Below are 12,636 nucleotides of genomic sequence, written 5' to 3'. Positions count from 1 at the left end.
GGCCTGCTGCCCGATGATGGCAGGCGATGAGACCACGCCCGACGGCCACCCCATGAGCGATGAAGCCGCCCCAGCTGGGCGATCGCCGCGCCCGCGCCGCGTCCTCGTGCTCGGCGCCACGGGCACGATCGGCCGCGCGACGGTGCGGGCGCTCGTCGGCCGGGGACACGAGGTCGTCTGCCTCGTGAGGCCGCGCGCGCGGGCCCCGGCCGAGCTTGCGGGCGCGACGGTGAGGTTCGGCGAGGCCACCGATCCCGGTTCGCTCGCCCGCGATGGGCTGCGCGGCGAGCGGTTCGACGCCGTGGTCTCGTGCCTCGCCTCGCGGACGGGATCCCCCGCGGATGCCTGGCTCGTGGACCACCGGGCGCATCTGGGGCTGCTCGCGGCCGCGGGGGCCGCGGGCGCCAGCCATTTCGTGCTGCTGTCCGCGATTTGCGTCCAGAAGCCGGCTCTCGCCTTCCAGCACGCCAAGCTCGCCTTCGAGGCCGCGCTGATCGCGTCGGGCATGGGCTATTCGATCGTGCGGCCGACGGCCTATTTCAAGTCGCTCTCGGGGCAGATCGCGCGCCTGCAAAAGGGCAAGCCGTTCCTGGTGTTCGGCGACGGCACGGGCACCGCCTGCAAGCCGATCGCCGACGACGATCTCGGGCTCTACCTCGCGGAGTGCCTCGACGATCCCGCCCGGCTCGACCGCGTTTTGCCCATCGGCGGCCCCGGCCCCGCGATCACGCCGCGCCAGCAGGGCGAGCGCCTGTTCGCGCTCCTGGGCCGCCCCCCGCGCTTCAGGCACGTCCCCGTCGGCCTCCTCGACGCCGCCGTGTCCCTCTTCGACGGCCTGGGCCGCGTCCTGCCCCGCTTCGCCGACCGCGCCGAGCTCGCCCGGATCGGCCGCTACTACGCCACGGAGTCGATGCTCGTCCTCGACCCCGCCACCGGCCGCTACGACCCCGCCGCGACCCCCTCCACGGGCACGCAGACCCTGTTCGACTATTACGAGCGGGTCATCCGGGGGGAGGCGTCGGTGGAGCGGGGCGAGCACGCCGTGTTTTGAGAGTGGTCTACGTTGGAGTTCAAACCCACGACGACCCCGTTCCATGCGGCGCGCCTCAGAGCCTGTTTCGGAACGTCCCCCGGCGATCCCCTCCTGCCCGTAGTCCTTCCTGGTCTTGCCAGATGTGAACGTGCGTGAACGAAAAAGCCCCGCGCGGCGAACCGGCGGGGCGAGGAGGCTTTCGAGCGAGAATGTGCCCGATCCTGCGAGCGCGCGCCATTCGTTCGTTAACGAAGGGTTAACGGCCTGCGTCTCCAAACAGGGACTATCAACACGGGGTGCTCCGCGTGAGTCGGCGGCGAGCCAGGGCAGATGGCGGGTTGCATAGGGCCGACGACGCGAAGCCCGAACGCCTTGAGCGGGCAGGAGCGCGAAGGCGGCCGGCAAGGCCGGCGTCTCCAAGGCGGCAGTCGGCAAGAGCCCGGGCGAGCCAGCCTGGAGAACGGTCGTCGCGAGTTTCCTCAGCGCTTCCAGGCGTGACGTCAGGTGCGCGGATCGTGCTCCAGCAACTCTGCCCGCCTCAGCCGAACGCGATCCGACCTCTTCGTCCGGAGAACACGGTGCATAAGGGACCTGGCACAAGGGCGGCGACCGGCTCACTCGCCGTAGCGCACGGTCGCCATCAATCCCACGGCAAGGACCGGCATGCCATCGGCCGTACGCACCCGAATCACCACGGTTCGGTTGTCATAGCCCCGCAACAGGCTGCGGGTGAGCTCATGCAGCGCGTTGACGGCCGTGTTCCGGGCAGCTTGCACGTCCGGGAGTTCCACGCCTTCTGCGTCCTCGAACGCATCGTCGCCATCGACCACGTCGAAGAAGAACCGCGCCATCGCACACCTCCAGCATTGCCACCCCTTTCGTCGGGACTTCGTCGGCTACACGCGGGCCGTCGCGTCGGATGCAAGCGAAGGTTCATTTTCCGGGGCCACGCGGACCACAGGCGTCATGCCCATGGGTGGGGTCGGCGAAACGACGGCGCTCGGGAGATGTGTCGGCCGGGCTGCCGGCGGACGGGGCTTTCGCAATCAACCGGATGTCGTCGGAACCACGGCAGTAAGGTATCGTTAACCTATGCCATCCCCGCAGGTCCAGGTGCACCCCATGGCCACCGCCGCACGACGCATGCTCCTCGTCCTTGCCGGGGTCATCGCCCCCATCTCCCTTCCGCCTGCCCATGCCCAGACGCTGGGGGTGTTCGAGGCTCTGTTCTCAGGGGGGCCGGTGCGCGAGGCAGCCCTCCCGTCGGTCGTGCCCGACCCCGTCTTCTCGCCCGAACGAGCCCGCGCCGCCCGGGCAATGCGTCGTGCCCGGCAGCAGAAGGCGCATTATGCCCGCCTGCCTCCCTCGGCCGAGAGCCGCGCCGTCGCCCCCACCCCGGCCCCGGCCCCGGCGCCGGCACGCGGCGCCATTCTCGACACCGCGGGGGCGATCAAAGCCGTCCTGGCCGACCCGACGCTGCGAGCCGGAGACATCGTCGTGTTCCCCGACGGCCCGAAGGTCTTCACCGGGGAGACCCGCGCCCCGCATCGTCTGGCGAGCTTCGAGGATGTCGGAGGCTCCCGCTCCGTGTCCAAGGGATCGCGCGCCGCCATGTCGGCGCTTGGCTTGAGCCCGCCGTCGCGTTCGACCGCGGCCGTGCGCCTGCGTCAACCGAAGGTCGCTTCCGGCGCTGGGCCCAGCCCCAAGACCCGCACGGACCAACCCCGGGTCGTCTACCAGGATGCGACCCCCGTCCGCTGAAGGCCGCGATCCACCGCCATCGGCCGGATGTGACCACGCCCGCGGCCCGAGCGGGAACGGGGGCTCTCAGCGCCGCTGCGCGCGCGTGGCGGCGCGTTTCGGGAGCAGGAAGGTGAGAAGCCCGATGGCCGGGAGGCAGGAGCAGAGGCGGAACACCTCGACGATGCCGAGCCGGTCCGCCACCTCGCCGAGCCCTGCCGCCGCGATCCCGCCGAGCCCGAACGCCAGCCCATAAAAGAGCCCGCCGACCAGCCCAACCCGATGGGGCACGAGGTCGATGGCGTAGATCAGGATGGAGGAGAAGGCGCTGGCCATGATGAGGCTGATCACGATGCTCAGCACCCCCGTCCACAGCAGGCCGACATAGGGCAGAACCAATGCGAAGGGCAGCGCGCCGAGGATCGAGAGCCAGATCACCCGGTCCCGTCCGATCCGGTCGCCCAGCATCCCGCCGAGAATGACTCCGAGCGCGCCGACGGCCAGATAGGCGAACAGCATGAGCTGCGAGATCTGGACCGACACGCCGAAGCGCTCGATCAGATAGAACGTGTAGTACGACGTGAACGCGGCCGTGTAGGCGTTCTTCGAGAACAGTAGCACGATCAGAACCGCCATGGCGGCCGCGATCTGCCCCGCGGGCAAGCCGGCTCCGGCGGACCGTGCCGCCTCGCGGGCCGCTGCCTGCTCGCGGCGCATGGCGAGATAGCGCCCGGCCGTCCAGGTCATCAGCACCATGGCGGCCAGAGCGACCCCGGAGAACCACGACAGGCTGGCCTGCCCGCGCGGCACGACGATGGCGGCGGCGAGCAAGGGCCCGATCGCGTAGCCCGCGTGGCCGCCGATCTGAAACACGCCCTGCGCCAGCCCCTGCCGGCCCGCGGCCGCGTGCCGGGCCATCCGCGTCGCCTCCGGGTGGAAGACCGCGGAGCCGAGACCCACCATGGCCGCCGCGACGAGCACCATGGCGTAGCTCGACGCGAAAGCGAGGCTCAGGAGGCCGAGGAGCGTCGCCCCCATCCCGGCCACCATCGCATAGGGCCAGGGCCTGCGATCGGTGACGTAGCCGAGAAGGGGCTGAAGGAGCGACGACGTGACCTGGAAGGCGAGGGTGATCAGCCCGACATGCGAGAAGTCGAGGCTGTAGGCCTCCTTGATCACCGGGTAGAGAGCCGGGATCATGGACTGGATCAGGTCGTTGAGCAGGTGCGCGACGCTCAGCGCGACCAGGACGGACATCAAGGGGCGGTTGCCCGGCGCGGCGATGGTGGAGGCGGTCATCCGACCGGGATGCTCCCGCGGGGCAGCCCAGGTCAACACCGAATTCATCGTGCGTAACCCCGGGGCGCGCCTCGATCACCCAACAGGGCCATCCATCCCACCTGTCGGCGGGGGCTTGCACGGCGCTTCAGAGGGCGGCCGGACGGGCCCGGCCATGGCCCTCTCCTGGGGTCAAGCCTTCGCGCCCGCGGAGGGGGGCGAGCTCAACGGCAGCTCGGGTCGTGTCGCCACCTCCGCGCGATACAGCTCACGAAAGCGGTCGTGGCGCGGCTTCATCTCGGCGTGGCGCTCCTGACGAGGCTCGAAACGTCGCTCGACGGGCGGCTTTGCGCAGATCGACGCCATGCGCTCGGGCGGCGCGACGCAAAGCATGGCGAGCCGTGCCGCGCCCGTCGCGGCCCCCGTCGCGGCTCCTGCCGGCCGGTCGAGCGGGATCCCGAGCGCGTCGGCGAGAAGCTGCGCCCAGAAAGCGGAGCGCGATCCGCCGCCGACGAGCATGCAGGAGGTGAGCGCGACGTCGGCTCCTCGAAGCACCTCCAGGTCGTCGACGAAGGCGAGCGCGACCCCTTCCAGGACCGCATGGCAGAGCGCGTCGGCGCCATGCTCGGCGCGCAGGCCCGCGAACAGACCCGTGGCGCCGGCGTCGTTATGGGGCGTGCGCTCGCCGGTGAGGTAGGGCAGGAAGAGCGGCGCCGCGGCCCGCCGGCTTTCATCCGACGCGAAGGCCTCGGCACGGGCGATGAGACCGGGAATGTCGTCGCCCTGCCCCGTGAGGCCCGCGACCCAGGACAGGGCGGAGGCCGCCGCAAGCGTCACGGCCATCACGTGCCACAGCTCGGGCAGCGCGTGGCAGAAGGCGTGGAGCGTGCGGTCGGGATCCGCCCGCAGGCCGTCGGTGGCGGCAAAAAGCACGCCCGACGTCCCAAGCGACAGGAAGCCGTCCCCGGGTGCCACGGCGCCGATCCCGATCGCCGAGGCGGCATTGTCGCCGGCGCCCCCCGCGACGGGGATGGCGCGCCCGTCAAGGCCCCAGGCGCGGGCGAGGTCGGGGCTGAGATGCCCGGAGACCTGCGAGCCTTCGACGAGGCGCGGCACCTGGGCGCTCGTCAGGCCGCAGGCGGCGAGGAGCTCGTCGTCCCAGCGCCGGCGGGCGATATCGAGCCAGAGCGTGCCGGCGGCATCCGACATCTCGCCCACGAACTCGCCCGTGAGCCGGAAGCGGACGTAATCCTTCGGCAGCAGGACCATCCGGGTCGCCGCGAAGATGTCCGGCTCGTGGGCGGCGACCCACAGGAGCTTGGGCGCCGTGAAGCCCGGCATGGCGACGTTCGAGGCGCGGGCGCGAAAGCGTGGTACGCGCCGCTCCAGCTCCGCGCATTCCGCGGCGCAGCGCCCGTCGTTCCACAGGATCGCGGGCCGCAGCGGGCGCCCGGCGCCGTCGAGCAGCGTCGCCCCGTGCATCTGGCCCGACAGCCCGATCGCGGCGAGCTCGCGCCAGGCCTGCGGCGCCGCGGCGCGAACGGCCTCGACGGCCTCCCGCGCGGCCGTCCACCAATCCTCCGGATCCTGCTCCGACCAGAGCGGGCGCGGCCGGCTCACCGCGAGCGGCCGGCCCGCTTCCGCAAGGGCCGCCCCGGCCTCGTCGACGAGGACGGCCTTGACCGAGGACGTGCCGATATCGAGGCCGAGAAACGCTGCCATAAGGGTCTCCCTAGATCGCCTGCCCGCCCGCGTCGAACAGGTGGACGCGGGCGGGATCGAACCCGACCTGGAGCGCCTCGCCCCTCGCGACGCTCTCTCGCCCGGGAACCTGGATCGTGAGGGTCTCTCCCGTGGGCGCCTGGGCGTAGAGTTGCGACGTCGCTCCCAGGTTCTCGGCGAAATCGCCCGCCAGGGCGAGGCGGGCGGGAGCCTCCGCGAGGGTCAGGTGCTCCGGGCGCAGGCCGATCGTCACGGGCGCGTTCACCTCGATCGCCCGCGCGGCGCGGCGCGGCACCCGCAGCACGCCGCCGACGGCGGGATGCTCGATCCGGACCGCATCGTCCTCGAGCCCGGCCACGCGGCCGGTGAGGAAGTTCATCCGGGGCGAGCCGATGAAGCCCGCGACGAAGGTGTTGGCCGGAGAATCGTAGAGCTGGGCCGGGGATCCGATCTGCTCGACGCGCCCGGCGCGCAGCACCACGATGCGATCGGCGAGCGTCATGGCCTCGACCTGATCGTGGGTGACGTAGACCATGGTCGCCCCGAAGGTCCGGTGCAGCCGGGCGATCTCGATGCGCATCTGGCCCCGCAGCTCCGCGTCGAGATTCGAGAGGGGCTCGTCGAAGAGGAAGATCTTGGGGTCGCGCACGATGGCGCGGCCGATCGCGACGCGCTGGCGCTGGCCTCCCGAGAGCTCGCGAGGCCGCCGGTCGAGGAGATTCTCGATCTGGAGGATGCGCGCGGCCTCGGTGATCCGCCGCTCGATCTCGGGCTTCGGCGCCCGCGCCATGCGCATGCCGAACGCCATGTTCTGGCGCACGCTCATATGCGGGTAGAGCGCGTAGGACTGGAACACCATGGCGACCCCGCGCGCGGCCGGGTCCACGTCGGTGACGCACCGCCCCGCGATGTGGACGTCGCCCGCGGAGACCTCCTCGAGCCCGGCGACGAGGCGCAGCAGCGTCGACTTCCCGCAGCCCGAGGGGCCGACGAACACCACGAACTCGCCCTGCTCGGCCGCGAGGCTCACCCCGTCGATGACGGTGTGGGCGCCAAACCGCTTCACCACTTGATCCAGCGCGAGATAGCTCATCGGACCTTCTCTCTTTGATGGGCCAGGGCCTGGAGCCGCCGCCCCGCGTCGTGGGCCTCGTTGCGGGCCGCGAACAGGCCCCGATAGATGGAATAGGCGAGGGCGTGGGGCTCGGCCCATGCGGGATCGGGCTCCAGCACCTCCTGCTCCGGCGCCATGGCGTCCACCGCGGCGAACAGGTCCGGATAGTGGCCTGCGGCGACGGCCGCCGTCATGGCGGTGCCCAGCAGCACCGGCTCGGGCGTGCGGCTCACGACCGCCTCGAAGCCGAGGGCGTCCTGGTAGAGGCGGACGAGGAGCGGGTTGCGCAGATGCCCGCCCGAGAGAGCCACGCGCCGGATCGCGTAGCCATGAGCGTTGAGGTGCTCGACGATGTGGCGGGCCTGGAGGACGATGGCGCGAGCCGTGGCGTAATACGCCTCGTGGAACGATCGCTCGCTTGCGTCCTCCCCGACGCCCGTGACGAGCGCCCGCACGGCGCCGTCCCCGAGCGGCGAGCGGTTGCCGAGCCAGTCGGGCACGATATGGCGCCGGGCCGCGAAGGCGGGCCCCTCGGCGTCGAGGCGCGCCAGCACCGCCGCGGCGGCGGCCGCGTGCCCGTCGCGGGACGGGGTGCGCGGACCCGCCGGATGGTGGGCCAGGACCGCGTCGAGAGCCGCGCCCGTCAGGGACTGGCCCGCCTCGTGCAGCCAGTAGCCGGGGAACACCGCGTCCTTGAACGGCCCCCAGACGCCGGGGATCGCGCGCTCGTCGCGGGCGAAGGCCATGTAGCTCGACGAGGTGCCGCCGATCAGAGCGCAGATCTCGTTCGTGCGCCCGCGGAAGTCGCGGCCCAGCACGCCGAGGGTGCCCGCCTCGGCGTCGATGAGCCCGACCGCGACGGGAAGGCCCGGCGCCAGGCCGAGCGCCCGGGCGCCCTCGGGCGAGAGGCGGCCGTGCACCGCGCCCACCGGGTGCCCGCCGTCGGGGAGCGCGCGGTCGAGGAGGTCGTGCAGCCCGAGCCGGTCGAGGAGCTCGCCCCGCCAGGGCTGCGCATCCGCCGGCAGGTAGGGCCATTTGCAGGCGAGCCCGCAAAGCGAATGGCGGTCGGTGCCGGTGGCGCGGAAGGCCAGCTCGTCGCACAAGTCCCGCGCGGCGAGAACCCGCGCCCACGCCGCGGGGTCGTGCCGCTTCAGCCAGAGCAGCTTCGGCAGATGGATCTCGGGGGACATCGTCCCGCCCGTATAGGCGAGCAGGCGGTCCCCGCTGCGCGAGATCTCCTCCGCCTCCGGCTCGCCGCGATGGTCCATCCAGCAAAGGACGTCGGCCCCGCCCGCGAGGGGACGGGCCCCGTCGGTGCGCAGGGCCAGGGAGGACGTGGCGTCGAAGGCGAGCGCCGCGACGCGCCCGGCGGCGCCGGGCGTCTCGCCCAGGCAGAGCCTCACCGCCTCGCCGACCGCAGCCCAGATGTCGTCCATGCGGTAGGCGGCCTGGTTCTCGGCCGGGCGGAGCAGCTCGAACCCGGCGCTCGCCGCGTGCAGCATGCGCCCGCGCCCGTCGAAGAGGCCGGCGCGGGCCGAGAGCGTGCCGACGTCGACGCCGACGAGAAGCGGCTCGGTCATCGGGCCGGACCCGCCAGCAGGGCGCGGGCGCAGGCCTCGTCGGTGACCACGCGGTTCACGTAGCCGCCCCGCAGGATGGCGCCGATGACGGGCGCCTTGTAGAGGCTGCCGGAGGCGAGGATCGTCGCCGGGATCGACCTCAGCTCGTCCGGCGCCAGGGCGACGACCCGTTGGTTCAGAGGGTGATCCACGATGGCGCCTTCCGCGTCGATGAACGTGCCGAGGAGATCGCCGACGGCGCCCGCCCCCAGAAGCTCCTCGCGCATATCCCACACCGTCGAGGTCGATGCGAGCAGGGAACGCTCCGAGAGGTCGCCGCAGGACAGGAGCGCCGCGTCGACCGCCCGCGCCCGGCGCAGCACGTCGGCGATGCCGGGATGGGCGAGAAGCGCCTCGCGGCTTTCCTCGGTCGGACAATAGATCGGCGCCGCCAGGTAGTAGCAATCGGCGCCCAGGGCGTCGGCGAGCTGGGTCGAGACCTCGAAGGTGTTGGCGCCCGAGCCCCGCGTGAGGCCCCCCATGAGCGCCGTCACCCAGCTTCGCGAGAAGCGGCGCGCCGGCAGGCGGGGGATGCAGGCGCGCAGCGTCTTGCCCCAGCCGACCCCGACCGAGCGTCCGTCCTCCAGAAGCCCGCCCAGCATCGTGCCGGCCGCCTCGCCGATGGCCCGCTGCTGGGCGTCGTGGGCCGGGAGGGCGGGAACGACGGCGGCGTCGAGAAGGCCGAAGCGGCTCTTGAGCTCCTCCTCCAGCGACACGCACTCGGCGAGCGGCAGGCTGACCTCCACCCGCACGGAGCCGTCGGTGCGGGCGCTCCCGATGATCCTGTTGACCCTCAGGCGCGTGATGCCGAGGCGGTCGGCGATCTCCTGCTGGGTCAGGCCTCCCATGAAATAGTACCAGACCACCCGCGCCTTGACGCGGGCGACCTCCATGTCGTCCTCGGGCGGGGAGACCGGCGAGCGCAGCTCGGGAACGTTCATCGTGGCGCCGCGGACGGGAACGCCGGCTCGAGGATCGCGCAGGTGCGGCGGATGCGGTCCAGCACCTCGGCGTCGGTCATCTCGAAGGGGTAGAACACCTCAAGGAAGACCGGCACGTCGGCGAGGCCCGCGCGCTCGTGGAGCCGCGCGGCCTCCATGGGATCGACGATGCCGGCTTCGGTGAAGTCCCAGTGGCGGTCGAGGATCCCGTCCGTCTGCTGGAGATGGATGACGCCCACATGCTCCTTGAGGCGCGTGAGCCAGGGCTCCAGGGAGGCGTCGCGCTCGCCGTAGGCCGGCGCCATGGTGGCGTGGCCCCAGTCGAGGCAATAGCGCCAGGGAACGGCCGAGCCGGCGAGATCCGCCGACAGGCGCTCGGCCTGCGCGATCGAGAAGGGCCATTCCCGGCGCAGCGGGGTCGGCTCGGCGTAGAGCTCCGTGAGCCCCTCCGCCGACGCGATCTCGGCGAGCCGACGCAGCCGGCGCACGAGGTCGGCATAGTCCCTCTCGCCGACCGCCTCGGGCTCGCGCCCGTCCGGCGCCGCGGCCATGGCTCCCACGGGGCCGCCGACCCCCGCGATGCCGGCCCGTGCGGCGAAGCGATAGGCGCGGGCCATCCATCGCTCGGCGGCGTCGCGCACGCGGGGCTCGGGATGGAGGAGCTGGTTGTAGGTGTAGTGGGCCAGGCCGATGAAGGCGCTGTGAACCTCGATCCCCCTCGCCCCGGCCTCGTCGCGCACGGCCCGGGCCAGGTCGTCGAGGAGGTCGTCCGGCCAGAGCGGGTCGACGAGGTCGTAGGTCAGCTGGACGCGGCGCACGCCGAGGCTCGCGACGAGGGGCGCCCACAGGGCGGGCGTGACCCAGCGCTTGACGCAGAACGAGAGGTTGAGGCCAAGGCTCATGGCGCGGTCCCTACTTTGTGGCGCCCATCGTCAAGCCACGGATCATGTGCCGGGAGACGAGAAGCGCGAAGATGGTCACGGGCAGGACGATGAGGGTGCCGGTCGCCATGATCTTGCCCCAGGGCAGCTCGTACCCGGACATGAAGCTCGTCGCGACCACGGGCGCCGTCTGCACGTCGCGGCGGGTGAGCACCAGGGCGTAGAGCAGCTCGTTCCAGCTGAAGATGAAGCTGAAGATCGCCGACACGGCGATGCCGGGCGCCCCGAGCGGAAGGTAGATACGCCAGAACACGTCGAACTGGCGCGCCCCGTCGAGGCGCGCGGCCTGCTCCAGGTCGGGCGGGATGGCGCGGAACTGGTCGGTGCAGATCCACACCACGATGGGCAGGGTGAAGGTGAGATAGATGAGGACCAGGACGAGGTAGGTGTCGAGGAGCCCGGCCTGGCGTGCCAGGAGGTAGACGGGCAGGGCCAGGACGATGGGGCTGATCATCCGGTTCGAGATGAACCAGAACCAGAGGTCCGCCTTCCCGCGGAATTCGAAGCGGGCGAGGGCGTAGGCGGCGGGCGTGCCGAGCACCACGGCGAGCAGCGTGGTGAGGCTCGCGACGACGAGCGAGTTCACCACCGCGGTGGTCACCTTCTGGTCGGCCCAGATCGCGGCATAATGGTCGAGGGTCGGGCGAAACAGCCATACCGGCGGCGAGGCCAGGAGGTCGGCCTGCGCCTTGAAGCTCGACGAGACCATCCAATAGAACGGGAACAGCGCGAAGACGAGCGTGAGGAGGAGCCCGAGCCCGTGCAGCCCGCGTCCGAGGGGGCGTCTCATGCGGAGATCTCCCGGTAGAGGAAGCGGATGTAGAGCCGGCTCAGGATGATCGTGAGGACCAGGAGCAGGATCGCCTGCGCCGAGGCGGTGCCGAGATCGAAGATCCGGAAACCCACCCGCTGGATGTACACGGAAATGAGCTCGGTCGCGGCGCCCGGTCCCCCGCGCGTCATGGTGAAGACCATGTCGAAGAGCTTGAGCACGTCCGCCGAGCGCAGGATGAGGATCGCGGTCAGCCCGGGGAGGAGATAGGGCAGCTGGATGTGGCGCAGGAGCGCCAGGGGGCTTCGCGTCTCCAGCCGCGCCGCCTCCTCGATCTCCATGGGCACCATGGAGAGCCCCGACAGGAAGATCAGCGCGCAAAACGGCGTCCACTGCCACACGTCCATGGTGGCGATCGCCGCGAAGGCGAGGCTCGGGCTGCCGAGCCAGTCAACGGGCTGGAAGCCGAACCAGCCGATGAACCAGTTCGCGACGCCGAAATCCCGGTTGAACACCAGCCGGCCCAGGAGGCCGACCACGGCGTAGGTGGTGGCGAGGGGCACGACGAGAGAGACGCGGGCGAGCGCCCGCAGGAAGCCCCAGCCCGGGCGGTGCAGCAGGAGGGCGATGACGAGCCCGAGCGCCAGCTGGATCGGGATCACGGTGAGGAAGAACCCGGCGGTGCGCGAGAGGGTGTCCCAGAAGGTCTGGTCCGAGAGGACGGCGCGGTAGTTCTCGAACCCGACGAACGGGAAGCCGTCGCGCGGACGCGTGATGTTGTAGCGCCGGAACGAGGTCACGAGGGCGAAGATCGTCGGGTAGATCCCGACGATCAGGAGGGTGAGCACGGCGGGCGCGAGAAACCAGAGCGGCGTCCAGCGTCCGTGGGCGAGGCTGCGGGCTCCCGGCCTCATTCGAGGTTCGTGTGGTTGGCCCGCATGGCCTCGGGGCTCACCCCGAGGCGGTCGCGCAGCTTCAGGATCATGATCTCGAACAGCACGTATTGGGCGCCTTCGTAGAGCGATCCCATCGGCAGGACCGAGACGGCGCCGCCACGGTCGTCGGCCATGGTCTGGGCCGGGACGGGGAGGACCGCGTCGGCGAGGCGCGCGGCCTCCCCGCCGGGTTGCGCCGTCACCACGAGGGTGCGAGCGCCGGCCTCGCGGGCCACGCCCATGAGGGCGAGCACCGTCGAGAAGGCGCCGGGCCCCGCCGAGACGACAAGGAGGTCGCCGGGCCCGACCGCAGGGGTCGTCATGTCGCCCACCATCGCGGCGCTGCGGCCGAGATGGAACAGGCGCATGCAGAAGCCCTTCATCTGCAGGCCCTCGCGCCCGACGCCGTAGAGCGCGATGCGGCGGGCGGCCGCGATCTCGGCGACGGCGCGGTCGACCGCGCCGTCGTCGATGCGCGAGAACACGGCCCTCAGATCGTCGAGGGCGGCCTCGTAGAGGGATGCCATGGAGGTCTCTCCTG

12 protein-coding genes are annotated in these 12,636 nt (G+C 71.7%); 2 read left to right on the top strand and 10 right to left on the bottom strand.

What is annotated here, in order from left to right:
* The first annotated feature begins 106 nt into the window (after positions 1–106).
* On the top strand, positions 107–1,051 hold the full coding sequence (locus F0L46_RS00120; protein WP_276315498.1) for an NAD(P)H-binding protein: 945 nt from the start codon (positions 107–109) through the stop codon (positions 1,049–1,051).
* Between the two features lie 596 nt (positions 1,052–1,647).
* On the opposite strand, the gene F0L46_RS00115 is transcribed toward F0L46_RS00120, so the two are convergent.
* A complete protein-coding gene (locus tag F0L46_RS00115; protein WP_149814994.1) occupies positions 1,648–1,884 on the bottom strand; it encodes a DUF6894 family protein in 237 nt (78 codons plus the stop codon).
* A gap of 271 nt (positions 1,885–2,155) precedes the next feature.
* On the opposite strand from F0L46_RS00115, the gene F0L46_RS00110 reads away from it, so the two are divergent.
* Positions 2,156–2,794, top strand: a complete 639-nt coding sequence (locus tag F0L46_RS00110) for a hypothetical protein (protein WP_149814993.1) — start codon at positions 2,156–2,158, stop codon at positions 2,792–2,794.
* Positions 2,795–2,860: 66 nt separating this feature from the next.
* Here the strand turns inward: F0L46_RS00110 and F0L46_RS00105 are convergent, their stop codons facing one another.
* The 9 genes from F0L46_RS00105 to F0L46_RS00065 form a co-directional block, all read right to left on the bottom strand.
* On the bottom strand, positions 2,861–4,072 hold the full coding sequence (locus F0L46_RS00105) for an MFS transporter (protein WP_149814992.1): 1,212 nt from the start codon (positions 4,070–4,072) through the stop codon (positions 2,861–2,863).
* Between the two features lie 171 nt (positions 4,073–4,243).
* Positions 4,244–5,773 carry a xylulokinase gene (gene xylB, locus F0L46_RS00100; protein ID WP_149814991.1) on the bottom strand — a complete coding sequence of 510 codons (1,530 nt, stop codon included), beginning with the start codon at positions 5,771–5,773 and terminating at the stop codon, positions 4,244–4,246.
* A gap of 10 nt (positions 5,774–5,783) precedes the next feature.
* Positions 5,784–6,866 (bottom strand): ABC transporter ATP-binding protein, encoded by a 1,083-nt coding sequence (locus F0L46_RS00095; RefSeq protein WP_149814990.1) that lies wholly within the window; start codon positions 6,864–6,866, stop codon positions 5,784–5,786.
* Positions 6,863–8,467 (bottom strand): FGGY-family carbohydrate kinase, encoded by a 1,605-nt coding sequence (locus F0L46_RS00090; protein ID WP_149814989.1) that lies wholly within the window; start codon positions 8,465–8,467, stop codon positions 6,863–6,865. The genes F0L46_RS00095 and F0L46_RS00090 overlap by 4 nt, the downstream gene beginning before the upstream one ends.
* The gene (locus F0L46_RS00085) at positions 8,464–9,447 is read right to left on the bottom strand and encodes a sugar-binding transcriptional regulator (RefSeq protein ID WP_149814988.1); all 984 of its coding nucleotides are present in this window, start codon (positions 9,445–9,447) and stop codon (positions 8,464–8,466) included. Before F0L46_RS00085 ends, F0L46_RS00090 begins: the two co-directional genes overlap by 4 nt.
* Positions 9,444–10,349 (bottom strand): sugar phosphate isomerase/epimerase family protein, encoded by a 906-nt coding sequence (locus F0L46_RS00080; RefSeq protein ID WP_149814987.1) that lies wholly within the window; start codon positions 10,347–10,349, stop codon positions 9,444–9,446. Before F0L46_RS00080 ends, F0L46_RS00085 begins: the two co-directional genes overlap by 4 nt.
* Before the next feature lie 10 nt (positions 10,350–10,359).
* Positions 10,360–11,178: a carbohydrate ABC transporter permease gene (locus F0L46_RS00075; protein WP_149814986.1), complete on the bottom strand. Its 819-nt coding sequence runs from the start codon at positions 11,176–11,178 to the stop codon at positions 10,360–10,362.
* Complete coding sequence (locus F0L46_RS00070; RefSeq protein WP_149814985.1) at positions 11,175–12,074, bottom strand: carbohydrate ABC transporter permease; 900 nt, start codon at positions 12,072–12,074, stop codon at positions 11,175–11,177. The genes F0L46_RS00075 and F0L46_RS00070 overlap by 4 nt, the downstream gene beginning before the upstream one ends.
* Positions 12,071–12,622 (bottom strand): SIS domain-containing protein, encoded by a 552-nt coding sequence (locus F0L46_RS00065; RefSeq protein ID WP_149814984.1) that lies wholly within the window; start codon positions 12,620–12,622, stop codon positions 12,071–12,073. The genes F0L46_RS00070 and F0L46_RS00065 overlap by 4 nt, the downstream gene beginning before the upstream one ends.
* Positions 12,623–12,636 lie beyond the last annotated feature (14 nt).

Origin of the sequence: Salinarimonas soli (assembly GCF_008386575.1) — a bacterium.
Lineage (GTDB): Bacteria > Pseudomonadota > Alphaproteobacteria > Rhizobiales > Beijerinckiaceae > Salinarimonas_A > Salinarimonas_A soli.
This window is presented reverse-complemented; position numbering and strand designations above follow the sequence as displayed.